Origin of the sequence: Klebsiella sp. 141203 (assembly GCF_032601985.1) — a bacterium.
Lineage (GTDB): Bacteria > Pseudomonadota > Gammaproteobacteria > Enterobacterales > Enterobacteriaceae > Klebsiella > Klebsiella aerogenes.
Genome location: NZ_JAQIRL010000002.1, coordinates 298,519 through 322,187 on the forward strand (window position 1 = coordinate 298,519; position 23,669 = coordinate 322,187).

Consider the following 23,669-nt stretch of genomic DNA (forward strand, 5'->3'; position numbering starts at 1 on the left):
CCACATAATTAACATGGGCGGGAAAAATTGATTTATATCAATGCTTAATACTTGGAAAAAATCCCCAAAAAACGTTAAATTGTCGCAAATCAAATTGGCCTATTCAGGGCATTTTCGCTATATATTGATCACCGTCGAAAAATGTAAAGCTGGAACAATAAAATCCTATTTATTGTAAGGTTATTGCGGCGTAATATATTAGAGAATCATTTGGTTTTTTCGTTAACGTATTTGTAACCTTTGCGAGGGCGCTGTTTCATCGCCAGATGAGCAGTAACGTACCAGGGAGCAAATAATTTTGTATTGGGGCATGCGTATGAACCTGAATTTTGGGTTCGTTCTCGGAGTCTTCATGCGATGAGCAAGGAGTCATGATGTTAGATATAGTCGAACTGTCGCGCTTACAGTTTGCCTTGACCGCGATGTACCACTTCCTTTTTGTGCCGCTAACGCTCGGTATGGCGTTCCTGCTGGCCATCATGGAAACGGTCTACGTCCTTTCCGGCAAACAGATTTATAAAGATATGACCAAGTTCTGGGGCAAGTTGTTTGGTATCAACTTCGCTCTGGGTGTCGCAACCGGTTTGACCATGGAGTTCCAGTTCGGGACTAACTGGTCTTACTATTCTCACTATGTGGGCGATATCTTCGGTGCGCCGCTAGCCATTGAAGGTCTGATGGCCTTCTTCCTCGAATCTACCTTTGTAGGTCTGTTCTTCTTCGGTTGGGATCGTCTGGGCAAAGTTCAGCACATGGCGGTGACCTGGCTGGTCGCTCTGGGGTCTAACCTCTCCGCGCTGTGGATCCTTGTGGCCAACGGCTGGATGCAGAACCCGATCGCATCGGATTTCAACTTTGAAACCATGCGTATGGAGATGGTCAGCTTCTCTGAGCTGGTCCTGAACCCGGTTGCTCAGGTTAAATTCGTCCACACCGTGGCCTCCGGCTATGTGACTGGCGCGATGTTCATCCTTGCTATCAGCTCCTGGTACATGCTTAAAGGCCGTGATTTCGCCTTTGCTAAGCGCTCCTTCGCGATTGCTGCAAGCTTTGGTATGGCCGCTATCCTCTCCGTTATCGTCCTCGGCGATGAGTCCGGTTACGAAATGGGTGACGTGCAGAAAACCAAACTGGCGGCGATTGAAGCAGAATGGGAAACTCAGCCGGCGCCGGCTGCCTTTACCCTGTTTGGTATTCCCGATCAGGAAGCGCAAACCAACCACTTCTCCATCCAGATCCCTTACGCGCTGGGTATCATCGCTACCCGCTCGGTGGATAAGCCGGTTATCGGCCTGAAAGATCTGATGGCGCAGCATGAAGAGCGTATTCGTAACGGGATGAAAGCCTATGCGCTGCTGGAACAGCTGCGCGCCGGTTCCACCGATCAGGCGGTACGCGATCGGTTCAATGATGTTAAGAAAGACCTCGGTTATGGCCTGCTGCTCAAGCGCTATACCCCGAACGTCGCCGACGCCACGGAAGAGCAGATTGCTAAAGCGACCAAAGACTCTATTCCGAGCGTAGCGCCGCTGTACTTCGCCTTCCGTATCATGGTGGCGTGCGGCGTACTGATGCTGTTGATTATCGGCGCCTCTTTCTGGACCGTGATTCGCAACCGCATTGGCGAGAAAAAATGGCTGCTGCGCGCCGCGTTCTTCGGCCTGCCGCTGCCGTGGATTGCCGTTGAAGCGGGCTGGTTTGTTGCCGAGTATGGCCGTCAGCCGTGGGCGATTGGTGAAGTGCTGCCTACAGCGGTGGCGAACTCATCGCTGACCGCGGGCGATCTGATCTTCTCGATGTTGCTGATCTGCGGTCTGTATACGCTGTTCCTGGTGGCTGAACTGTTCCTGATGTTCAAGTTTGCCCGCAAAGGACCGAGCAGCCTGAAAACGGGTCGCTATCACTTTGAACAGTCCTCCGCGGCTATTCAGTCGGCACGCTAAGACAGGAGTCGTCAAATGATCGATTATGAAGTATTGCGTTTAATCTGGTGGCTACTGATCGGCATTCTGCTGATTGGCTTTGCCGTCGCCGACGGTTTCGACATGGGGGTGGGCATGCTCACCCGTTTCCTCGGTCGTAATGACACCGAGCGTCGAATCATGATCAACTCCATCGCCCCGCACTGGGACGGAAACCAGGTGTGGCTCATCACCGCCGGCGGCGCGCTGTTTGCTGCCTGGCCGATGGTATACGCCGCCGCGTTCTCCGGTTTCTACGTGGCGATGATTCTGGTGCTGGCGTCTTTATTCTTCCGTCCGGTGGGCTTTGACTACCGTTCCAAGATTGAAGATACCCGCTGGCGCAACATGTGGGACTGGGGCATCTTCGTGGGGAGCTTTGTGCCGCCGCTGGTTATCGGCGTGGCTTTCGGCAACCTGCTGCAGGGCGTACCGTTCCATATCGATGAGTATCTGCGTCTGTACTACACCGGCAACTTCTTCCAGCTGCTGAATCCGTTTGGTCTGCTGGCGGGTATCGTCAGCGTGGCGATGATCCTGACGCAGGGCGCGACCTACCTGCAGATGCGTACCGTAGGCGAACTGCATCTGCGCACCCGCACCGTCTCCACGGTGGCGGCGCTGGTGACGCTGGTCTGCTTCGCGCTGGCGGGCGTTTGGGTCTACTATGGCATCGACGGCTATGTGGTGAAATCGGTGCTGGATCATACCGGCCCGTCTAACCCGCTGACCAAAGAAGTGGCGCGTGAAGCCGGCGCGTGGATGGTGAACTTTAACAATATGCCAGCGCTGTGGGCTATTCCTGCCCTGGGCGTGGTGCTGCCGCTGCTGACCGTCGCGTCAACAAAAGCAGATAAAGGCGCCATGGCGTTCCTGTTCTCCTCGCTGACGCTGGCCTGCATCATCCTGACCGCGGGTATCGCGATGTTCCCGTTCATCATGCCGTCCAGCACGATGCTGAATGCGAGCCTGACGATGTGGGATGCCACCTCCAGCCAGCTGACGCTGAATGTGATGACCTACGTGGCTATCGTGTTTGTGCCGATTATCCTCGGCTACACCACCTGGTGTTACTGGAAGATGTTTGGCCGCATTACCCGCGAAGACATCGAAAAGAACACCCACTCGCTGTACTAAGGTAAGGAGCTATATATGTGGTACTTCGCATGGATTTTGGGAACGCTGCTTGCCTGTGCCTTTGGGGTGATTACCGCGCTGGCGCTTGAGCACGTGGAAGCCACCAAAGCAGGTAAAGAAGAGCATTGATGAAAATTATCGCGACCCTTTACGCGATAATGGACAAGCGCCCGTTAAGGGCGCTTTCCTTATTATTGGCGCTGCTGCTGGCAGGCTGCATCTTCTGGGATCCGTCGCGCTTTGCGGCGAAGACCAGCGAGCTTGAAATCTGGCATGGATTCTTGCTGATGTGGGCGGTGTGCGCTGGCGTCATTCACGGTGTGGGCTTCCGTCCGAAAGCCGTGCACTGGCAGGGGATTTTTTGTCCGCTTATCGCTGATATCGTTCTCTTCGCAGGCCTGATCTTTTTCTTCTTTTGAAAGATAAGAGTATAAGAGAAGTCTGTTAACCGCATGGGCTTGCATAAGCCCATAAAAATTTACTCGCCGTTTACTTTCTCCCATTCCAAACCACGATTCCCGCGCGTATAGTAGCGAAGTTTGAAAGCACTACTCTTTTTTTGCATTACCGGGATGTAAAGTGAATACAACGCTGTTTCGATGGCCGGTCCGGGTCTACTACGAAGATACCGATGCCGGTGGTGTGGTTTACCACGCCAGTTACGTCGCTTTTTATGAAAGAGCACGCACAGAGATGCTGCGCCACCATCACTTCAGTCAGCAGGTTCTGTTGGCTGAACGAGTTGCCTTTGTCGTTCGCAAAATGACGCTGGAGTATTTTGCGCCCGCCAGACTCGACGACATGCTCGAAATCCAGACGGAAATTACCTCGATGCGAGGCACCTCTTTGGTTTTCACGCAGCGAATCGTCAACGCCGAGAATACAGTTTTGAACGAAGCTGAAGTTCTCATTGTGTGCGTTGATCCACTCTTAATGAAGCCTCGTGCGCTTCCCAAGTCTATTGTCGCGGAGTTTAAGCAGTGACTGACATGAATATCCTTGATTTGTTCCTGAAGGCGAGCCTTCTGGTTAAACTTATCATGTTGATTTTGATTGGTTTTTCTATCGCTTCCTGGGCTATTATTATTCAGAGAACGCGTATCCTCAATTCCGCCAGCCGCGAAGCCGAAGCGTTTGAAGATAAGTTCTGGTCCGGCATTGAACTGTCTCGCCTGTACCAGGAGAGCCAGGGCCGTCGCGATAGTCTCGCCGGTTCCGAGCAGATTTTTTACAGCGGCTTTAAAGAGTTCGCTCGTCTGCATCGCGCCAACAGCCATGCGCCGGAAGCGATTGTCGAAGGGGCGTCGCGCGCGATGCGTATCTCGATGAATCGCGAGCTGGAAACGCTGGAAACGCATATTCCGTTCCTTGGCACCGTGGGTTCTATCAGCCCGTATATCGGCCTGTTCGGTACCGTCTGGGGGATCATGCACGCCTTTATCGCCCTCGGCGCGGTGAAGCAGGCGACGCTGCAGATGGTTGCGCCGGGGATCGCGGAAGCGCTGATCGCCACGGCAATCGGTCTGTTTGCCGCCATCCCAGCGGTTATGGCCTACAACCGTCTGAACCAGCGCGTGAACAAACTTGAACTTAACTACGACAACTTTATGGAAGAGTTCACCGCCATTCTGCACCGTCAGGCGTTTACCAGCAGCGAAAGCAATAAGGGGTAAGCCATGGCCAGAGCACGTGGACGCGGACGTCGCGAACTGAAGTCCGAGATTAACATCGTTCCGCTGCTGGATGTCCTGTTGGTGCTGTTGCTGATCTTCATGGCGACAGCGCCGATCATTACGCAGAGCGTGGAAGTCGATCTGCCGGACGCCACGGAGTCGCAAGCGGTGAAAAGCAACGATGAACCACCGGTTATCGTTGAAGTCTCCGGAGTAGGGCAGTACAGCGTGAAAGTCGGTCAGGAAACGTTGTCTCAGTTGCCGCCGGAGCAGGTCATTGCTGAAGCGAAGCGCCGACTCGAAGCGAATGAGAAGACGGTGTTCCTTATCGGCGGCGCGAAAGATGTGCCTTACGATGAAATTATTAAAGCGCTTAACCTGTTGCATAGCGCAGGGGTTAAATCGGTTGGCTTAATGACCAAGCCTATTTAATCGGCCCGCAAAGCGAGCGGCGGTGGATATCGATAGCATTCCGCCGTTGCTTTTAAGCGGCAACAGGCGAACAGTTTTTGGGAACCGATAGTGTCAAAGGCAACCGAACAAAACGATAAGCTTAAACGAGCGATCATAGTTTCAGTGGTGCTGCACATCATTCTGATTGCGCTACTGATCTGGAGTTCGTTCGACGAGCATCTGGATACTTCCGGCGGCGGCGGAGGTTCGTCCATTGATGCGGTGATGGTCGATCCTGGCGCGGTAGTCAACAACTACAACCGCCAGCAGCAGCAGCAGTCCAGCGCGCGTCGCGCGGCCGAGCAGCGTGAAAAGCAGGCTCAGCAGCAGGCTGAAGAGCTGCGGGAAAAACAGGCTGCCGAGCAGGAACGCCTGAAGCAAATGGAACAAGAACGTCTGCAGGCGCAGGAAGCGGCGAAAGAAGCGAAAGAACAGCAGAAACAGGCTGAAGAGGCCGCAGCTAAGGCTGCCGCCGCGGCAAAAGCGAAAGCGGATGCCCAGGCGAAAGAGGCGCAGGAAGCTGCCGCCAAAGCCGCCGCTGATGCCAAAGCTAAGGCCGATGCTCAGGCGAAAGTCGCGGAAGCGGCTGCCGCTAAGGCGGCGGCTAAAGCAGCTGCCGACGCGAAGAAACAGGCGGAAGCCGAAGCGGCGAAAGCCGCCGCGGATGCGCAGAAGAAAGCCGAAGCGGAAGCTGCGAAAAAAGCTCAGCAGGATGCAGAGAAGAAAGCGCAGCAGCAGGCCGAGAAGAAAGCCCAGCAGGAAGCGGCGAAACAGGCTGCGGCAGAAAAGGCCGCCGCTGAAAAAGCCGCTGCCCAGAAAGCTGCCGCGGAAAAAGCAGCAGCCGAGAAGGCCGCTGCTGAAAAAGCCGCAGCCGCCGAAAAAGCTGCCGCCGCCAAAGCTGCCGCCGCAGAAAAAGCGGCGGCTGATAAAGCGGCCAAAGCCGCCGCCGCGAAGGCCGCCGCGGCCAAGAAAGCCGCTGCTGCTAAAGAAGCAAGCGGTGTTGACGATCTGCTTGGTGACCTGAGCTCAGGTAAGAATGCGCCGAAAACCGGCGGTGGCGCTAAAGGTAATGGCCAGCCATCGAAAGATAGCGGTGCCTCTGGCGCCAACGGCGGGGCAACGGGCGCTGATATCAGCGCATACGCAAAGCAAATACAGATGGCTATTCAAAGCCGCCTGTATGATGCCAGCCTCTATCAAGGCAAGCGTTGCGTGTTGCATATCAACCTTGGGCCTGACGGCACATTAAAGGATATCACCTCTGAAGGAGGCGACCCTGCGCTGTGTCAGGCGGCATTAACGGCAGCACGTACTGCGAGTATTCCTAAACCGCCAAGTCAGGCTGTTTATGAGAAAATAAAAAATGCCACACTAGACTTTAAACTGTAATCGTTTTTCCCCGTGCAGGCGGGGAAAAACAATCTATGGTAGTCACAGGGTTTTGGTAGTTTTGTGTATTTGGGTTTGTTAACATTCTGCTAAATTATCGTGGGCTTTCCGCCCGGATAAGGGAGATATGATGAAGCAGGCATTACGAGTAGCATTTGGTTTTTTGATGCTGTGGGCGGCGGTGCTGCACGCAGAAGTACGCATCGAGATCACCCAGGGGGTGGACTCGGCGCGCCCCATCGGTGTGGTGCCATTCCAGTGGGCTGGCCCGGGCGCTGCGCCTGAAGATATTGGCGGCGTGGTAGCGGCTGACCTGCGTAACAGCGGCAAGTTTAATCCGCTGGATCGCTCGCGCCTGCCTCAGCAGCCGGGTAGCGCTCAGGAAGTGCAGCCTGCGGCATGGTCTGCGCTGGGCGTTGACGCCGTGGTCGTAGGCCAGGTGACGCCGAACCCTGACGGTTCTTACCAGGTTGCCTATCAGCTGGTGGATACCGGCGGTGCGCCGGGTACCATCCTGTCGCAAGGCTCTTTCAAAGTGACCAAGCAGTACCTGCGCTATGCCGGACATACTGCTAGTGACGCGGTATTCGAAAAGCTGACCGGGATTAAAGGCGCTTTCCGTACCCGTATCGCTTATGTGGTTCGCACCAACGGCGGCCAGTTCCCGTATGAGCTGCGCGTCTCTGACTACGATGGCTACAACCAGTTCCTGGTTCACCGTTCATCGCAGCCGCTGATGTCGCCGGCATGGTCTCCGGACGGTTCTAAACTGGCCTATGTGACCTTCGAAAGCGGCCGCTCCGCGCTGGTAGTCCAGACGCTGGCGAATGGCTCAGTCCGTCAGATTGCCTCCTTCCCGCAGCATAACGGCGCGCCGGCCTTCTCGCCGGACGGCAGCAAACTGGCATTCGCACTGTCGAAAACCGGTAGCCTGAATCTGTACGTGATGGACCTCGGCTCCGGCCAGATTCGTCAGGTGACTAACGGTCGCAGCAATAACACCGAACCGAGCTGGTTCCCGGATAGCCAGAATCTGGCGTTTACTTCCGACCAGGCTGGCCGTCCTCAGGTGTATAAAGTCAACATCAACGGCGGTACGCCGCAGCGTATTACCTGGGAAGGTTCGCAGAACCAGGATGCTGACGTCAGCGCTGATGGTAAAATTATGGTAATGGTGAGCTCGGCCAACGGTCAGCAACACATTGCTAAGCAAGATCTGGAAGCGGGTGGTGTACAGGTTCTGTCATCAACGTTTTTAGATGAAACGCCAAGTCTGGCACCTAACGGCACTATGGTAATCTACAGCTCTTCTCAGGGGATGGGATCCGTGCTGAATCTGGTTTCTACAGATGGGCGTTTCAAAGCGCGTCTTCCGGCAACTGATGGACAGGTAAAATTCCCTGCCTGGTCGCCGTATCTGTGATAATAAATAATTGATTATTAAAGGAATCAAAGAAATGCAACTGAACAAAGTGCTGAAAGGGCTGATGATCGCTCTGCCGGTTATGGCAATCGCGGCGTGTTCTTCCAACAAGAACGCCAGCAACGACCAGAGCGGTGAAGGCATGCTGGGTGCCGGCACTGGTATGGACGCTAACGCTAACGGCGGCAACATGTCTTCCGAAGAGCAAGCTCGTCTGCAGATGCAGCAGCTGCAGCAGAACAACATCGTTTACTTCGATCTGGACAAGTACGATATCCGTTCTGACTTCGCTGCAATGCTGGATGCGCACGCTAACTTCCTGCGTAGCAACCCGTCCTACAAAGTGACCGTAGAAGGTCACGCGGATGAGCGCGGTACTCCGGAATACAACATCGCTCTGGGTGAGCGTCGTGCTAACGCCGTTAAGATGTATCTGCAGGGCAAAGGTGTTTCTGCTGACCAGATTTCCATCGTTTCTTACGGTAAAGAAAAACCTGCAGTACTGGGTCATGACGAAGCGGCATATGCCAAAAACCGTCGCGCCGTACTGGTTTACTAAGAGAATTGCATGAGCAGTAACTTCAGACATCATTTATTGAGTCTGTCGTTACTGGTTGGCATAGCGGCCCCCTGGGCCGCTTTTGCTCAGGCGCCAATCAGTAGTGTCGGCTCAGGCTCGGTCGAAGACCGCGTCACTCAACTTGAGCGTATTTCCAATGCTCACAGCCAGCTTTTAACCCAACTCCAGCAACAACTCTCCGATAACCAAAGCGATATTGATTCCCTGCGCGGTCAGATTCAGGAAAATCAGTATCAGCTCAATCAGATTGTCGAACGCCAGAAGCAGATTCTGCAACAGATCGACGGGCTGACGAGCGGTGGCGGAGCAGCAGCGGCAGGCGCGCAGGCGCAGGCTCCATCGTCTTCTGGCGATCAGAGTTCGGCTACCGCCAGTTCAGCGCCGGCGGCCTCTTCTGGGGCGCCTGCGATGACCGGGGATGCCAACACCGATTACAACGCGGCTATTGCGCTGGTTAAAGATTCGTCCCGCCAGGATGACGCGATGGTGGCGTTTCAGAACTTCGTCAAGAAGTACCCGGATTCAACCTATCAGCCGAACGCCAACTACTGGCTCGGACAGTTGAACTACAATAAGGGGAAAAAAGACGATGCGGCATATTATTTTGCCTCGGTGGTGAAAAACTATCCGAAATCCCCGAAAGCGCCGGATGCGATGTTTAAAGTCGGCGTCATCATGCAGGACAAAGGCGACACCGCGAAAGCGAAAGCGGTTTACCAGCAGGTGGTCAGCAAATTCCCTGGCACCGATGGTGCGAAACAAGCGCAAAAACGCCTTAACGCCCTGGGTTGATTATGGCATGACCAGAAATCGCGTTATTTCTGGTCTTGTCGCACGAAACCCAAGCAGTTAAGTGATCTTTATCGAAATTTTAGTTGCGCTGAAATCTGAAATCAGTAATATATGCCGCCGTTGCCAAGGGATATCGAACAAGCCCAAAGCGACGCCAGAGTGGGTCGTTAGCTCAGTTGGTAGAGCAGTTGACTTTTAATCAATTGGTCGCAGGTTCGAATCCTGCACGACCCACCACTAATTAGTTTTAATTGTAGTATCCAGCGTAGTATCGGGTGATTAGCTCAGCTGGGAGAGCACCTCCCTTACAAGGAGGGGGTCGGCGGTTCGATCCCGTCATCACCCACCACCGGGTCGTTAGCTCAGTTGGTAGAGCAGTTGACTTTTAATCAATTGGTCGCAGGTTCGAATCCTGCACGACCCACCATTTTTAGCATCGAACTTCGATGTTAAACGTGAAGGATAACGTTGCTTCAGCAACGGCCCGTAGGGCGAGCGAAGCGAGTCATCCTGCACGACCCACCATCTTAATGATGGGGTCGGTGGAAGCAGTATCGGTAGTATCCAGCGCAGTTTCGGGTGATTAGCTCAGCTGGGAGAGCACCTCCCTTACAAGGAGGGGGTCGGCGGTTCGATCCCGTCATCACCCACCACTCGGGTCGTTAGCTCAGTTGGTAGAGCAGTTGACTTTTAATCAATTGGTCGCAGGTTCGAATCCTGCACGACCCACCATCTAAAATGATGGTGCCGAGTACAAAATCTTTCAGGTAACACCCTTAGGGTCGTTAGCTCAGTTGGTAGAGCAGTTGACTTTTAATCAATTGGTCGCAGGTTCGAATCCTGCACGACCCACCAATCTTTAACGGTGGTTTCTGGTAGAACGTGAAGGATAACGTTGCGATAGCAACGGCCCGAAGGGCGAGGCAAAGCCGAGTCATCCTGCACGACCCACCATCCTGAATGATTACAGCAGTAAAATCCCGCAAGGGGTCGTTAGCTCAGTTGGTAGAGCAGTTGACTTTTAATCAATTGGTCGCAGGTTCGAATCCTGCACGACCCACCATTCAACATTGAACTTTGATGTTGAACGTGAAGGATAACGTTGCGTCAGCAACGGCCCGTAGGGCGAGGCGAAGCTGAGTCATCCTGCACGACCCACCAATGTAAAAAGGCGCCCTAAAGGCGCCTTTTTGCTATGCGTCATTCTCCACAATCAACTCCATGTTCGCACTACGCTTACCGTGACTCCATAGCGCACGAACCGGTAGCCCGGGAAGATGCGCAGCATCGTCCCCGGGGAATACAAAATTCATCACGACATTTCGCTTGCAATCGGCTATCTTGTTTAGCATATAAAACACAAGAACCGTATTAAGGCGATACAGAGCGATATTTACGGTTTCAAAGTTAAGCCAGTAAAACGAGATTGCATGATGAGCGTAATGTTTGATCCTGAAACGGCGATTTATCCTTTCCCGCCAAAACCACAACCGTTGAACCGTGACGAAAAAGCGTTTTATCGCGAGAAAATTAAACGCCTGCTGCGTGAACGCGACGCCGTGATGGTGGCGCATTACTACACCGATCCTGAAATTCAGCAACTGGCCGAAGAGACCGGCGGTTGTATTGCCGACTCGCTGGAAATGGCGCGTTTTGGCGCGCGTCACCCGGCCTCCACGCTGCTGGTTGCCGGAGTGCGTTTTATGGGCGAAACGGCCAAAATCCTTAGTCCGGAAAAGACCATCCTGATGCCGACGCTGAATGCGGAGTGTTCTCTGGATCTCGGCTGTCCCATTGATGACTTTAACGCGTTTTGCGATGCTCACCCGGATCGCACCGTGGTGGTCTATGCCAATACGTCAGCGGCGGTAAAAGCGCGTGCCGACTGGGTAGTGACTTCCAGCATCGCGGTGGAATTGATTGAACATCTCGATAGCCTCGGACAAAAGATACTTTGGGCGCCGGACCGCCATCTTGGCCGCTATGTACAGCGCCAGACCGGGGCCGACGTGCTGTGCTGGCAGGGCGCCTGTATCGTCCATGATGAATTCAAAACCCAGGCGCTGGCGCGCATGAAGGGGCTCTACCCCGACGCGGCGATCCTGGTGCATCCGGAATCACCGCAGGCGATTGTCGACATGGCGGATGCGGTAGGATCAACCAGCCAATTAATTGCCGCGGCGAAAAGCCTGCCGCAGCGCCAGCTTATCGTGGCAACCGATCGCGGGATCTTCTATAAAATGCAGCAGGCGGTACCGGAAAAAGAGCTGCTGGAAGCGCCTACGGCAGGTGAGGGCGCAACCTGTCGCAGCTGCGCCCATTGCCCCTGGATGGCGATGAACGGCCTGAAAGCGATAGCGGAAGGGTTAGAGCAGGGCGGCGTTGAACACGAAATTCACGTCGACGCCAAACTGCGTGCCGGGGCATTAATTCCGCTTAACCGTATGCTGGAATTTGCGGCTACACTACGGGGATAACTCATTACCGCGTCGCGTTACGCTTAGGGGATAAAATGGATTTTTTCAGTACGCAGAATATTTTAGTGCATATACCGATCGGCGCCGGCGGCTACGATCTGTCGTGGATTGAGGCGGTGGGCACCATCGCCGGCCTGCTGTGCATCTGGCTGGCGAGCCTGGAAAAAATCAGCAACTACGCTTTCGGCCTGGTGAACGTGACGCTTTTTGCGATCATCTTCTTCCAGATCCAACTGTACGCCAGCCTGCTGCTGCAGCTGTTTTTCTTCGCGGCGAACGTTTACGGCTGGTACGCGTGGTCAAGGCAGACCAGCGATAACGAAGCGGAACTGAAAATTCGCTGGCTACCGCTGCCAAAAGCGCTGGCCTGGCTGGCGGGCTGCGTGGTGGCTATCGGCCTGATGACGGTGTTTATTAACCCGGTATTTGCCTTCCTGACCCGCATCGCCGTCAACCTGATGCAAATGCTCGGGCTGCAGGTGGCGATGCCGACGCTGGAACCCGATGCTTTCCCATTCTGGGATTCCTGCATGATGGTGCTGTCGATTGCCGCGATGGTATTGATGACGCGTAAATACGTGGAGAACTGGCTGCTGTGGGTGATCATCAACGTCATCAGCGTGGTGATTTTCGCTCTACAGGGCGTATACGCGATGTCGCTGGAATATTTGCTGCTGACGTTCATTGCCCTGAATGGCAGCCGGATGTGGATTAACAGCGCGCGTGAGCGGGGGTCTCACGCGCTTTCACGTTAATGGTGATGATGATGCTCATGTCCGGAATGCGCCAGATTCAGGTGGCATTCCGGGCCGCTGCAGGGACGGTACTCCATCTGTACCGTCACATGCTCAATTTCATATTTATGCTCAATAAAATGCTGGATGCTATCAAGTAGCGCATCGTGATCGTGCGGCGGCACGACCTGTACGTGCAGCGTCATCACCGGTTTTTCCCCCACCAGCCAGACGTGAACGTGGTGAACGTCGCGGACTTCAGGTATCGAGCGGCGTAGATCGCGGCCTAATGCTTCGACATCCAGCGAGCGCGGCGCGCCCTCCAACAACTCATTCATACTCTCCTGCAGCAATCGCCAGGCGCTACGCAGTACTAAACACGACACCAGCACCGAGAGGATCGGGTCAATCGGCGTCCAGCCGGTCATCAGAATGACGATAGCGGCCACGATAGCGCCGACGGAACCCAATAGATCTCCCAGCACATGCAGTGCCGCCGCGCGGACATTAAGATTACTTTCGGCGCTGCCGCGGTGCAGGATCCAGAAGGCGAGAATATTGGCCAGTAGTCCGGCGACGGCGATAACCATCATGGTTTTTCCCGCGACAGGCTGCGGATGGTTAAAACGCTGTACCGCTTCCCAGAAGATGAAAATGGTAATGACTACCAGGGCGATGGCGTTGACGAAGGCGGCGAGAGTGGTTAAACGCAGCCAGCCAAAGGTGTGGCGGCTATTTGGCGGCCGGCTGGCGAAGCGTACCGCCAGCAGAGCGAACAGGAGGGCGGCGGAGTCGGTAAGCATATGTCCGGCATCGGCCAGCAGGGCCAGCGAACCGGAAATGACGCCGCCGATGGCCTCAATAATCATAAAACCGGCGGTTACGATAAAAGCCCAAAGCAGCCGGTTGGCGTTACTGTTTTCGCCAGCAGGGGTCGGTGAATGTGCATGCGCCATGATGTCATCCCTTAATAGTTATCATTATTACACTATGACATCTTACCGAAATTCAGCGAACAAAGGGATCAAGGTGAACGTTGGTCACCTCGATCCCTTTTCTTACCCGTTTCAATTACTGCGTAGTGCCATCCGTTTTGCTGGCATCGTGGTTCATGCCATTGCCGCTTTCCATTTTTTTATCCGTATCCGGACAGCGTCCATCTTTGCACATGCTGTTTTTATGGACCTCGTCGCTCGACATTCCGTCATGATTCATCGTCGAACCATCAGGGTGAAGCATGGTGCCGCCGGAGTTAATTTTGTCGTTATCGACATTATTAGGCGCCACGTTTTCACGGGCATCGGGCGCAACCTGTCCGGCATCAGCGGCGGAATTGGCCTGGCCGTTGTTCGATTGCGCGCCGCTATCGGCGGCCAGCGCGGCGCCGCTGGCTAAGCTTAAGGTGGCGGTGAGAAGTAGGGCTGTGAGTTTATTCATATTCATCGGATACTCCTGCTTAGTCGATTTGTTGGCTAAACGCGGCCAACAGAGATGTGCCAGGGATCTGCGGTGCTATGGTTTAACACTCCGCCTTAGCGTGAGGATTTAAAATATAATACTGAAAATAAACATTTAATTGGATGTTGCAGTTAAAAATTGTAGTTGGCTGGCGGGATTTCGCTACTTTATGGCGTATTTTTCCCTAATTCCAGGATTATTCCATCGTCAGTGTAAAATCACGTTTACACTTTTTGACCGAAGAGATAGATTGGAAGGATTGCATTTCATTGTATAAGTATGGCAACGCCTGGAAAGAAGATGAATTATCAGAACGACGATTTACGCATTAAAGAGATCAACGAATTATTACCTCCCGTTGCGCTCCTGGAAAAATTCCCCGCTACCGAAAATGCTGCTAATACCGTTGCACATGCTCGCAAAGCGATCCACAACATCCTCAAAGGCAACGACGATCGTCTGCTGGTGGTAATTGGTCCGTGCTCTATTCACGACCCTGCCGCGGCGAAAGAGTACGCCAGCCGCCTGCTGACGCTGCGTGAAGCGCTCAAAGGCGAGTTGGAAATCGTTATGCGCGTCTATTTTGAAAAACCGCGCACTACCGTCGGTTGGAAGGGGCTAATTAACGATCCGCATATGGATAACAGCTTCCGCATCAACGACGGGCTGCGTATCGCGCGTAAGCTGCTGCTGGAAATCAACGACAGCGGTTTGCCTGCGGCGGGCGAGTTCCTTGATATGATTACCCCGCAATATGTGGCGGACCTGATGAGCTGGGGCGCAATCGGCGCGCGTACCACTGAATCCCAGGTGCACCGTGAACTCTCTTCCGGCCTCTCGTGCCCGGTTGGCTTCAAAAATGGCACCGATGGCACCATCAAGGTCGCTATCGATGCGATCAACGCAGCTGGCGCGCCGCACTGTTTCTTATCGGTAACGAAGTGGGGCCATTCCGCTATTGTGAACACCAGCGGCAACAGCGATTGCCATATCATTCTGCGCGGCGGTAAAGAGCCGAACTATAGCGCTCAGCACGTTGCCGAAGTGAAAGTGGGTCTGGCAAAAGCCGGTCTGCCGGCGCAAATCATGATCGACTTCAGCCACGCTAACTCCAGCAAGCAGTTTAAAAAGCAGATGGAAGTCGGCGCCGACGTGTGCCAGCAGATTGCCGGTGGTGAAAACGCGATTATGGGGGTGATGATTGAAAGCCACCTGGTGGAAGGCAATCAGAGCCTGGAAAGCGGCGAACCGCTGACCTATGGCAAGAGCGTGACCGACGCCTGCATCGGCTGGGAAGATACCGAGACCATCCTGCGCCAGCTGGCGGATGCGGTTAAAGCGCGCCGCGGCTAGCCTGTGCTTTGCCATCGCTGGCTGCCTTCGCGTTGCGCCAGCGATAGCTAAAAATAAAAAAGCGTGGAAAATTCCACGCTTTTTTGTTGGCGAAATAATTCAGTTGCGTATTACTTCGCTTTACCCTGGTTGGCGACGGCCGCGGCCTTCGCAGCGATTTCGTCAGCATTGCCCAGGTAGTAGTGTTTGATCGGCTTGAAGTTTTCATCGAACTCATACACCAGCGGTACGCCGGTCGGGATGTTCAGTTCGAGGATTTCGTCTTCGCCCATGTTGTCGAGGTATTTCACCAGCGCACGCAGGGAGTTACCGTGAGCGGCGATAATGACGCGCTCGCCGCTTTTCAGGCGCGGCAGAATGGTTTCGTTCCAGTAAGGTACGACGCGGTCGATGGTCAGCGCCAGGCTCTCGGTGGTCGGCAGTTCCGCATCGGTCAGCTTCGCGTAACGCGGATCGTGGCCCGGATAACGTTCGTCATCTTTGGTCAGTTCCGGCGGGGTGACGGCAAAGCCGCGACGCCACTGTTTAACCTGCTCGTCGCCATACTTCTCAGCGGTTTCGGCTTTGTTCAGGCCCTGCAGCGCACCGTAATGACGTTCGTTCAGTTTCCATGATTTCTCAACCGGCAGCCAGGCCTGATCCAGTTCGTCCAGCACGTTCCACAGGGTGTGGATGGCACGTTTCAGCACGGAGGTATAAGCAAAATCAAAGCTGAAGCCTTCTTCCTTCAGCAGTTTACCCGCCGCTTTCGCTTCGCTAACGCCTTTTTCAGACAGGTCAACGTCGTACCAACCGGTGAAACGGTTTTCGTTGTTCCATTGGCTCTCGCCGTGACGAACTAGTACCAGCTTAGTTACAGCCATTCTCTTACTCCTCCTACACGCAACCCGACTACTGTGGTGTATGTGTTTATTGATTGATAACTATTCTCATTATATTGCCGTGATTTGCCTCACGGCAATGCTTATCCCTAACCATAGCGAAAATAGTGACGCAGTGTAAGATGCTTGTAAAACACCGGTTAGTTTTTTGTCTTTTAGCGGTGCAAATTAGAGCAAAAAGGCGAAAAAAAACCCTCCGCAGGGAGGGTTATGACGTTATCCGGCGATAAACTGATATTCCGTCAGGCTAACGTACTCGGCGCCGGGCCGTAATACGCAATCTGGCTGCGGCCAGTGCGGATGATTTGGGGAGTCCGGCAGGAACTCGCTCTCCAGCGCCAGCCCTTGCCAGTCGCCGTAAGGTTGACTGCCGCGCGATGGCGTGCCGCCGAGATAGTTGCCGGAATAAAACTGCAGCGCCGGGGCGGAGGTGTACACCGTCAGCTGTAGCTTTTCATCCTGCGACCAGACATGCGCCGCCGGCTGGCGGGCGTCGCCTTTGGCCTGCAGCAGAAAGGCATGATCGTAACCTTTCACTTTTTGCTGGTCAGCATCGGCAAGGAACTCGTCGGCAAGCACCTTCGGCGCGCGGAAATCAAAGCTGGTGTACTCCACGTCGCGCAAATCGCCATACGGAATACCATCGCTCTCCACCGGCAGATACTGGTCGGCGAAGATCTGCAGGCGGTGGTGGCGCACGTCGCCCTGCGCGCCGTCGAGGTTAAAATAGACATGGTTAGTCATATTGACCGGGCAGGGCTTATCAACGGTGGCGCGGTACTCAATGGCGATACGATTATCGTCAGTCAGGCGATAGCGCGCGGTTGCCTGAAGATGACCCGGGAAGCCCTGATCGCCATCGGCGGAGTCGAGCGCAAACAGCACCTGGCTGTCGTCGTGGCTGACAATTTGCCAGCGACGCTTGTCGAAGCCGTCCGGCCCACCGTGGAGCTGGTGGCCGGCCTCGTTCGACGGGGTTAAATTCACGATCTCGCCATCGAGCGTGAAGCGGCTGTTGGCGATACGGTTAGCGTAGCGGCCAACGGACGCGCCCAGAAATGCCGCCTGCTGGCGATATTGCTGCGGCGTGGCGCAGCCCAGTAACGCTTCGCGCAGGCTACCATCGGCAAGGGGCACTTGCGCGGAGATTAGCGTTGCGCCCCAGTCCATCACCGTCACCGTCATCCCGGCGTTATTACGCAGCGTTAGCACGTTCCACGGCTGTCCGTCGGGCGCGAGTTCGCGGGTTGGCGTTAGCATTGGCCGGCTCCCTGGGATGGTTTGCAGACGTAAAAAGTCTCTTTAATGCCGGTTTTCGCTTCATACTGAGCGGCAACCGCCTGCTGTACTTTTTCAACCAGTGCTTCCGGCATCAGGGCAACGATACAGCCGCCAAAGCCGCCGCCGGTCATCCGCACGCCCCCCTGGTCGCCGATAACCGCTTTGACAATCTCAACCAGCGTATCAATTTGCGGTACGGTGATCTCAAAATCATCGCGCATGGAAGCGTGAGACTCCGCCATCAGTTGGCCCATGCGCTGCAGGTCGCCGTTTGCCAGCGCGCTCGCCGCTTCGACGGTACGGGCGTTTTCGGTTAATACATGGCGCACGCGTTTCGCCACAATCGGGTCCAGCTCGTGGGCCACGGCATTAAACTGCGCAAGTTCAACGTCACGCAGAGCAGGCTGCTGGAAGAAACGCGCGCCGGTTTCACACTGTTCGCGGCGGGTGTTGTATTCGCTGCCGACCAGCGTGCGTTTAAAGTTGCTGTTGATAATCACCACCGCGACGCCTTTCGGCATCGACACCGGTTTGGTGCCAAGGGTGCGGCAGTCAATCAGCAGCGCATGATCTTTTTTACCCAGCGCCGAAATAAGCTGGTCCATAATGCCGCAATTACAGCCGACAAACTGGTTTTCCGCTTCCTGGCCGTTAAGGGCGATTTGCGCGCCGTCGAGCGGCAGATGATACAGCTGCTGGAACACGGTGCCGACGGCGACTTCCAGCGACGCCGAGGAGCTTAACCCCGCGCCCTGCGGTACGTTGCCGCTGATGACCAGATCGGCGCCGCCGAAGTGGTTATTGCGCTTCTGCAGATGTTTGACCACGCCGCGTACGTAGTTTGACCACTGCTGGGTGTCGTGGCTAACGATGGGCGCATCGAGGGAAAACTCGTCGCGCTGGTTATCGTAATCGGCGGCAATGACCCGCACGATACGGTCAGAACGCGGCGCGCAGCTGACTACGGTTTGATAGTCAATGGCGCACGGCAGCACGAAACCATCGTTGTAATCGGTATGTTCGCCAATCAGGTTGACGCGGCCCGGCGCCTGAATGACGTGACTAGCAGGGTAGCCAAACTGTTCAGCAAACAGCGCCTGGGTGTTCTCTTTCAGACTCATTGTTCAACTCCTGATTCACGAAAATGGATATCGCTAACGGCACGTAACTTTTCGGCGGCTTGTTCCGCCGTGAGATCGCGCTGGGTTTCGGCTAGCATTTCGTAACCGACCATAAATTTGCGCACCGTGGCGGAGCGCAACAGCGGCGGGTAAAAGTGAGCGTGCAGCTGCCAGTGTTGATTATCTTCGTTATTAAACGGCGCGCCGTGCCAGCCCATGGAGTAGGGGAAGGAGGTCTGGAACAGGTTGTCGTAACGGCTGGTCAGCTTTTTCAGCGCCAGCGCCAGGTCGTGGCGCTGGGCTACGGTTAAATCGGTCAGACGCTGGATATGCGCTTTTGGCAGCAGCAGCGTCTCAAAGGGCCAGGCCGCCCAATAGGGGACCACGGCCAGCCAGTGTTCGGTTTCTACAACGGTACGGCTGCCGTCGGCCAGTTCGCGTTGCACATAATCCACCAGCATCGGCGAACCCTGCTCAGCGAAATATTTCTTTTGCAGACGGTCCTCACGTTCCGCCTCATTGGGCAGGAAACTGTTGGCCCATACCTGGCCGTGAGGGTGCGGATTGGAGCAGCCCATCGCCGCGCCTTTATTTTCGAAGACCTGGACCCAGGGATAACTTTTCCCAAGGTCCGCGGTCTGCTCTTGCCACGTTTTAACCACGCCTTCCAGTGCTTCAATGCTCAGTTCCGGCAGCGTTTTGCTGTGGTCTGGCGAAAAGCAGATAACCCGACTGGTGCCGCGCGCGCTTTGGCAGCGCATCAGCGGATCGTCGCTCTCCGGGGCGTCCGGAGTATCGGTCATCAATGCCGCAAAATCGTTGGTAAACACGTAAGTGCCGGTGTAATTCGGGTTAGTGTCGCCGGTGACGCGGGTATTACCCGGGCACAAGAAACAATCCGCATCGTGCGCGGGCAACGTTTGTTTTGCCGGCGTCTCCTGCGCCCCTTGCCAGGGGCGCTTGGCGCGATGCGGTGAAACCAGAATCCACTGCCCGGTTAACGGGTTATAACGACGGTGCGGATGGTCGACGGGGTTAAATTGCGTCATGGTATTTCCTTAGAGCCTTACCTTTAGGCTATTAGTCCGGATAACCCTGCGGATGACGGGACTGCCAGTGCCAGGTGTCCTGCGCCATTTCGTCAAGGTTGCGCGTCACGCGCCAGTTCAGCTCGCGGTCGGCTTTGGCGGCGTCAGCCCAATAGGCCGGGAGATCGCCATCGCGGCGCGGCGCGAAGTGATAATTAATCGGTTTACCGCAGGCTTTGCTGAAGGCGTTGACCACGTCCAGCACGCTGCTGCCGACGCCTGCGCCAAGGTTGTAGATATGAACGCCGGCTTTATTCGCCAGTTTTTCCATGGCCGCGACGTGGCCGTCGGCGAGGTCCATCACGTGGATGTAGTCGCGCACGCCGGTGCCGTCTTCGGTCGGGTAGTCGTTACCGAATATTGCCAGTGATTCGCGGCGGCCGACGGCAACCTGGGCGATATACGGCATCAGGTTGTTCGGGATGCCCTGCGGATCTTCGCCCATATCGCCTGATGGATGCGCGCCGACCGGGTTGAAGTAGCGCAGCAGCGCGATGCTCCAGTCCGGCTGGGCTTTCTGCAGGTCGGCGAGGATCTGCTCAACCATCAGTTTGCTTTTACCGTAGGGGCTTTGCGGGGTACCGGTCGGGAAGCTTTCAACATAAGGGATCTTTGGCTGGTCGCCGTAGACGGTCGCGGAGGAGCTAAAAATAAAGTTTTTAACGCCGGCTGCGCGCATAGCGGAAACTAATTTAAGTGTACCGGTGACGTTATTGTCGTAATATTCCAGCGGTTTGGCGACGGACTCGCCGACGGCTTTCAGGCCGGCAAAATGGATCACCGCTTCAATAGCGTGATCGTGCAGAATTTCCGTCATCAGCGCTTCATTACGAATATCGCCTTCGACAAAGGTGGCTTTCTTGCCGCCGAGACGTTCAATGACCGGCAATACGCTGCGTTTACTGTTGCAGAGATTGTCGAGAATAATCACATCATGTCCCTGCAGCAGCAGCTGTACGCAAGTATGACTTCCAATGTAACCGCTACCACCTGTGACCAGTACTTTCATGATTCGCTCCAATAGGCTTATCGTGTGAGAAGAAGATAGCATACCAAAGAAGGCAAAAGTGTGACACAGGCTAAAATAGTGGAATCGTTTACACTTGATGGTGTATTAAGACTGATTTTATGTAATTATTTATAAAACAGTGTGTTGTTGTGGTTTTTGGTTATTTCTCTGAAAAAATACAGGGATCCGCAGACCCCTGTATAGCGCTATTCCGCCAGCGCGCCGAGACGGTAAGTGTAACCGTCTCCACTGCGAATGAACTCCAGACGGTGAGTGATGCAGTCAGGGGCATCTTCGGCGTGATGCGATACAAACAGCAGCTGCGTGGCCCCTTCGCTAATCAAAACATCAACAAAACGACGTACCAGTTGACGATTCAGCGGATCCAGCCCCTGTAACGGTTCGTCGAGTATCAGTAGAGTCGGATGTTTAACCAGCGCGCGAACGATCAGCGCCAGCCGCTGCTGTCCCCACGACAAACTATGAAACGGGGCGTCGGCGGTGCGTTTATCAATGCCGAGAATATCCAGCCAGCGCTGGACCAGCTTGTGCTGCTTATCAGAGACCGCCTGATAAATGCCTATCGAATCAAAGTAGCCGGAAAGGATCACGTTACGCACGTTTGTGCTGACGCGGTATTCCAGATGCAGGCTGCTGCTGACATAGCCAATATGTTTTTTGATATCCCAGATGGTCTCGCCGCTGCCGCGACGGCGGCCAAAGAGCGTCAGATCGTTGCTGTAACCCTGCGGATGGTCACCGGTGATCAGGTTTAGCAATGTGGATTTTCCCGCGCCGTTAGGGCCGACAATTTGCCAGTGTTCGCCGGGGTTCACCGTCCAGCTTAGCTGGTTGATGATCGCTTTATCGTTATACGACACCGTGCCGTCGTTAAGAACGATAAGTGGAGCGTTCTCTGCTAAATCATGCCGTGCGGCGGGGGCATCCGGTTCAGGTAGCGTCATACCGGCCAGTTTTTCGCTATGCGCCAGTTGGGCAACCAGCGCCTGCTGTAATAACGCCTGTTTCTCGCCGGTTTCGCTCAGCGTGCAATCCGCCAGCACGCCGGCATATTCAATGAATTCCGGGATTTCATCAAAACGGTTGAGTACCAGTACCAGGGTGATACCAGCCTGATGCAGGCAGGCCAGCAGGTCGGCCAACTGTTGGCGCGAAGCGACATCCAGGCCATCAAACGGCTCGTCGAGGATCAGCAGATCGGGGTCGCTCATCAGCGCCTGGCAGAGGAGCGTTTTGCGGGTTTCGCCTGTCGACAGATATTTAAAGCGCCGCGTCAGCAGGTGGCTAATGCCAAACTGCTCCGCCAGCTGGGCACAGCGCTCCGGATCGCGTTTTTCATCTTCGATGATTTCCGCGGTAGTGCGCCCGGTATCCTCTTCGCCGGGGCTCAGCATATCGGTGTTGTTGCGTTGCCACTCGTCGCTGACCAGTTTCTGCAGCTGTTCAAAAGAGAGGCGAGTGATACGCTGAAATGCGCTTTCGCGCTGCCCGTTGAGTAGAGTCAGTTCGCCGGCCAGCGCTCTGGCCAGCGCCGATTTACCGCTACCGTTGCTGCCGACGAAAGCCCAGCTTTCGCCAGCGCGCAGCGTGAGGCGATCGATATGTAATGTTTTAGTATCGCTAAGGCGAAACGTACCTTGCGAAATTTGCAATGATGACATTGTGTATCCCACTTTTTGCAGCGTTGTGCTTCAGGGATACGACTTCACGGCAATAAAGTCAATGCCATTAGCATAAGGTCGCCAGAATGATACGATCGGCATTGAAGTAAGCGATCGCCTGCGCGCCTTCCTGCAAACCGTCGGTTTGCGCCGTTGGCAGCGTGGCGCACAGGTTTTGCCCATCCGGCAACGCCATGATAACTTCGCACCGATCCGGCCCGCGTTCAATGTGGCTGATGCGCCCGGTAAGCTGGTTGTCCGCCTGCTGCGCTACGGCGTGGTCAAGCGTGATGCCGACCCACGGCGCTTTCAGCAACACCAGCACTTCCTGGCCTTCATCAAGCCCGAGGCGGTCGGCGCTTTGAGCGGTAATGGCGACTTTAAAACGGGTCTGACCGTCCGCCAGCAGCACGTCGACATGTTGCTGTACCTGCTGGTGGTCGCGACCGGTGATGGTGCCGAACCACTGGTTGCGGGCGCTGGTTTGTAACGAGAAGCGGGAAATCGCAGCCAGCAAACTGTCGAGGGGCAGGGCGTCATCGTCGCTTAACACATCGAAGGCTTTTTGTTGAATCTGCGCCAACAGATCGTATAACTGAATCAACCGCTGGCCATAGCGGGTCAGCACCGCGCCGCCGCCGCCTTTGCCGCCGGTGGCGCGGTCGACCAGCGACTGTTCGCTGAGCTGGTTCATTTCGTTGATCGCATCCCATGCGCTTTTATAGCTGATACCGGCGTTCTTCGCGCCCTGGCTAATTGAGCCAGTCCGATCGATCTGCTTGAGTAAGGCTATCCGGCGGGGATCGGCGAACAGGCGCTGCTGAAGCTTAAGCGTAAGAAGGATTTCGGCCTGCATAATCAATTCCTGACGTAAAAAGCGTATTGTGAACGATAGCGCCCATCTTGCAACAGGCATCTGCCGCGGCGGCGGCGAGGCACCGCACAAATGGGGCGTGTTTTTCCGGCTGAAATGGTTACAATGAAGTATTCGTACTATCTGGAGCCAACCATGTTAGAGCTGTTGAAAAGTCTGGTATTTGCTGTCGTCATGGTACCTGTGGTGATGGCGGTCATCCTCGGTCTGATTTACGGCCTCGGTGAAGTGTTTAACCTTTTCTCCGGCGTCGGTCATAAAGACAGCAGCCAGCAAAATCACTGATTCCCCAACGCCCGGTCC

The 23,669-nt window shown here is 55.0% G+C and carries 24 protein-coding genes and 7 tRNA genes; 22 read left to right on the forward strand and 9 right to left on the reverse strand.

Going from position 1 to position 23,669, the window contains the following annotated elements:
- The first annotated feature begins 374 nt into the window (after positions 1-374).
- From cydA to pnuC, 20 genes are all read left to right on the forward strand, one after another.
- Positions 375-1,943 carry a cytochrome ubiquinol oxidase subunit I gene (cydA, locus tag PGR29_RS09080; protein WP_015367666.1) on the forward strand — a complete coding sequence of 523 codons (1,569 nt, stop codon included), beginning with the start codon at positions 375-377 and terminating at the stop codon, positions 1,941-1,943.
- 15 nt (positions 1,944-1,958) lie between these two features.
- The gene (gene cydB, locus PGR29_RS09085; RefSeq protein ID WP_015367665.1) at positions 1,959-3,098 is read left to right on the forward strand and encodes a cytochrome d ubiquinol oxidase subunit II; all 1,140 of its coding nucleotides are present in this window, start codon (positions 1,959-1,961) and stop codon (positions 3,096-3,098) included.
- Between the two features lie 15 nt (positions 3,099-3,113).
- The gene (cydX, locus tag PGR29_RS09090; protein ID WP_004100325.1) at positions 3,114-3,227 is read left to right on the forward strand and encodes a cytochrome bd-I oxidase subunit CydX; all 114 of its coding nucleotides are present in this window, start codon (positions 3,114-3,116) and stop codon (positions 3,225-3,227) included.
- Entirely contained in the window at positions 3,227-3,517 is a 291-nt protein-coding gene (gene ybgE / locus PGR29_RS09095) for a cyd operon protein YbgE (RefSeq protein WP_087860209.1), read from the forward strand. The genes cydX and ybgE overlap by 1 nt, the downstream gene beginning before the upstream one ends.
- A gap of 160 nt (positions 3,518-3,677) precedes the next feature.
- Positions 3,678-4,082, forward strand: a complete 405-nt coding sequence (gene ybgC, locus PGR29_RS09100) for a tol-pal system-associated acyl-CoA thioesterase (RefSeq protein ID WP_004859689.1) — start codon at positions 3,678-3,680, stop codon at positions 4,080-4,082.
- The gene (gene tolQ, locus PGR29_RS09105; protein WP_015704769.1) at positions 4,079-4,771 is read left to right on the forward strand and encodes a Tol-Pal system protein TolQ; all 693 of its coding nucleotides are present in this window, start codon (positions 4,079-4,081) and stop codon (positions 4,769-4,771) included. Before ybgC ends, tolQ begins: the two co-directional genes overlap by 4 nt.
- Positions 4,772-4,774: 3 nt before the next feature.
- Complete coding sequence (gene tolR / locus PGR29_RS09110; protein ID WP_015367661.1) at positions 4,775-5,203, forward strand: colicin uptake protein TolR; 429 nt, start codon at positions 4,775-4,777, stop codon at positions 5,201-5,203.
- A gap of 90 nt (positions 5,204-5,293) precedes the next feature.
- Positions 5,294-6,613, forward strand: a complete 1,320-nt coding sequence (tolA, locus tag PGR29_RS09115) for a cell envelope integrity protein TolA (protein WP_032714098.1) — start codon at positions 5,294-5,296, stop codon at positions 6,611-6,613.
- A gap of 130 nt (positions 6,614-6,743) precedes the next feature.
- Positions 6,744-8,036 (forward strand): Tol-Pal system beta propeller repeat protein TolB, encoded by a 1,293-nt coding sequence (gene tolB, locus PGR29_RS09120; RefSeq protein ID WP_316424423.1) that lies wholly within the window; start codon positions 6,744-6,746, stop codon positions 8,034-8,036.
- A 34-nt stretch (positions 8,037-8,070) separates the two neighbouring features.
- Positions 8,071-8,595 carry a peptidoglycan-associated lipoprotein Pal gene (pal, locus tag PGR29_RS09125; RefSeq protein WP_004859700.1) on the forward strand — a complete coding sequence of 175 codons (525 nt, stop codon included), beginning with the start codon at positions 8,071-8,073 and terminating at the stop codon, positions 8,593-8,595.
- A 9-nt stretch (positions 8,596-8,604) separates the two neighbouring features.
- Positions 8,605-9,408, forward strand: a complete 804-nt coding sequence (gene cpoB, locus PGR29_RS09130; protein WP_316424424.1) for a cell division protein CpoB — start codon at positions 8,605-8,607, stop codon at positions 9,406-9,408.
- A 161-nt stretch (positions 9,409-9,569) separates the two neighbouring features.
- Positions 9,570-9,645, forward strand: a tRNA-Lys gene (locus PGR29_RS09135).
- 36 nt (positions 9,646-9,681) lie between these two features.
- Positions 9,682-9,757, forward strand: a tRNA-Val gene (locus PGR29_RS09140).
- A gap of 2 nt (positions 9,758-9,759) precedes the next feature.
- Positions 9,760-9,835 (forward strand) — tRNA-Lys (locus tag PGR29_RS09145).
- A gap of 150 nt (positions 9,836-9,985) precedes the next feature.
- Positions 9,986-10,061: transfer RNA gene (locus PGR29_RS09150), tRNA-Val, on the forward strand.
- Positions 10,062-10,064: 3 nt separating this feature from the next.
- Positions 10,065-10,140 (forward strand) — tRNA-Lys (locus PGR29_RS09155).
- A 47-nt stretch (positions 10,141-10,187) separates the two neighbouring features.
- Positions 10,188-10,263 (forward strand) — tRNA-Lys (locus PGR29_RS09160).
- 132 nt (positions 10,264-10,395) lie between these two features.
- Positions 10,396-10,471 (forward strand) — tRNA-Lys (locus PGR29_RS09165).
- A gap of 370 nt (positions 10,472-10,841) precedes the next feature.
- Complete coding sequence (nadA, locus tag PGR29_RS09170) at positions 10,842-11,885, forward strand: quinolinate synthase NadA (protein ID WP_047065013.1); 1,044 nt, start codon at positions 10,842-10,844, stop codon at positions 11,883-11,885.
- A gap of 35 nt (positions 11,886-11,920) precedes the next feature.
- The gene (gene pnuC / locus PGR29_RS09175; RefSeq protein ID WP_015367656.1) at positions 11,921-12,640 is read left to right on the forward strand and encodes a nicotinamide riboside transporter PnuC; all 720 of its coding nucleotides are present in this window, start codon (positions 11,921-11,923) and stop codon (positions 12,638-12,640) included.
- On the opposite strand, the gene zitB is transcribed toward pnuC, so the two are convergent.
- On the reverse strand, positions 12,637-13,575 hold the full coding sequence (gene zitB, locus PGR29_RS09180) for a CDF family zinc transporter ZitB (RefSeq protein WP_015367655.1): 939 nt from the start codon (positions 13,573-13,575) through the stop codon (positions 12,637-12,639). The genes pnuC and zitB overlap by 4 nt on opposite strands.
- 115 nt (positions 13,576-13,690) lie before the next feature.
- Entirely contained in the window at positions 13,691-14,062 is a 372-nt protein-coding gene (locus PGR29_RS09185; protein WP_316424425.1) for a YbgS-like family protein, read from the reverse strand.
- A gap of 315 nt (positions 14,063-14,377) precedes the next feature.
- Here PGR29_RS09185 and aroG point away from each other — a divergent pair, with 315 nt between their 5' ends.
- Positions 14,378-15,430, forward strand: a complete 1,053-nt coding sequence (gene aroG / locus PGR29_RS09190; protein WP_015367653.1) for a 3-deoxy-7-phosphoheptulonate synthase AroG — start codon at positions 14,378-14,380, stop codon at positions 15,428-15,430.
- Positions 15,431-15,540: 110 nt separating this feature from the next.
- Here aroG and gpmA read toward each other — a convergent pair whose 3' ends face one another.
- The 7 genes from gpmA to modE all read right to left on the reverse strand — a co-directional run bounded on the left by gpmA (position 15,541) and on the right by modE (position 23,348).
- Positions 15,541-16,293, reverse strand: coding sequence for a 2,3-diphosphoglycerate-dependent phosphoglycerate mutase (gene gpmA, locus PGR29_RS09195; RefSeq protein ID WP_015367652.1), 753 nt, complete (start codon positions 16,291-16,293; stop codon positions 15,541-15,543).
- Between the two features lie 234 nt (positions 16,294-16,527).
- Positions 16,528-17,571, reverse strand: coding sequence for a galactose-1-epimerase (gene galM / locus PGR29_RS09200; protein WP_213795096.1), 1,044 nt, complete (start codon positions 17,569-17,571; stop codon positions 16,528-16,530).
- The gene (gene galK, locus PGR29_RS09205) at positions 17,565-18,713 is read right to left on the reverse strand and encodes a galactokinase (RefSeq protein WP_213317971.1); all 1,149 of its coding nucleotides are present in this window, start codon (positions 18,711-18,713) and stop codon (positions 17,565-17,567) included. Before galK ends, galM begins: the two co-directional genes overlap by 7 nt.
- Positions 18,710-19,762, reverse strand: a complete 1,053-nt coding sequence (gene galT / locus PGR29_RS09210; protein WP_316424426.1) for a galactose-1-phosphate uridylyltransferase — start codon at positions 19,760-19,762, stop codon at positions 18,710-18,712. The genes galK and galT overlap by 4 nt, the downstream gene beginning before the upstream one ends.
- Before the next feature lie 31 nt (positions 19,763-19,793).
- On the reverse strand, positions 19,794-20,810 hold the full coding sequence (galE, locus tag PGR29_RS09215) for a UDP-glucose 4-epimerase GalE (protein ID WP_045364697.1): 1,017 nt from the start codon (positions 20,808-20,810) through the stop codon (positions 19,794-19,796).
- 206 nt (positions 20,811-21,016) lie between these two features.
- Positions 21,017-22,492, reverse strand: a complete 1,476-nt coding sequence (gene modF, locus PGR29_RS09220) for a molybdate ABC transporter ATP-binding protein ModF (protein ID WP_316424427.1) — start codon at positions 22,490-22,492, stop codon at positions 21,017-21,019.
- Positions 22,493-22,559: 67 nt separating this feature from the next.
- On the reverse strand, positions 22,560-23,348 hold the full coding sequence (modE, locus tag PGR29_RS09225; RefSeq protein WP_087860065.1) for a molybdenum-dependent transcriptional regulator: 789 nt from the start codon (positions 23,346-23,348) through the stop codon (positions 22,560-22,562).
- A gap of 153 nt (positions 23,349-23,501) precedes the next feature.
- Between modE and PGR29_RS09230 the strand changes: the two genes are divergently transcribed.
- Positions 23,502-23,651 carry an AcrZ family multidrug efflux pump-associated protein gene (locus tag PGR29_RS09230; RefSeq protein ID WP_087860064.1) on the forward strand — a complete coding sequence of 50 codons (150 nt, stop codon included), beginning with the start codon at positions 23,502-23,504 and terminating at the stop codon, positions 23,649-23,651.
- Positions 23,652-23,669 lie beyond the last annotated feature (18 nt).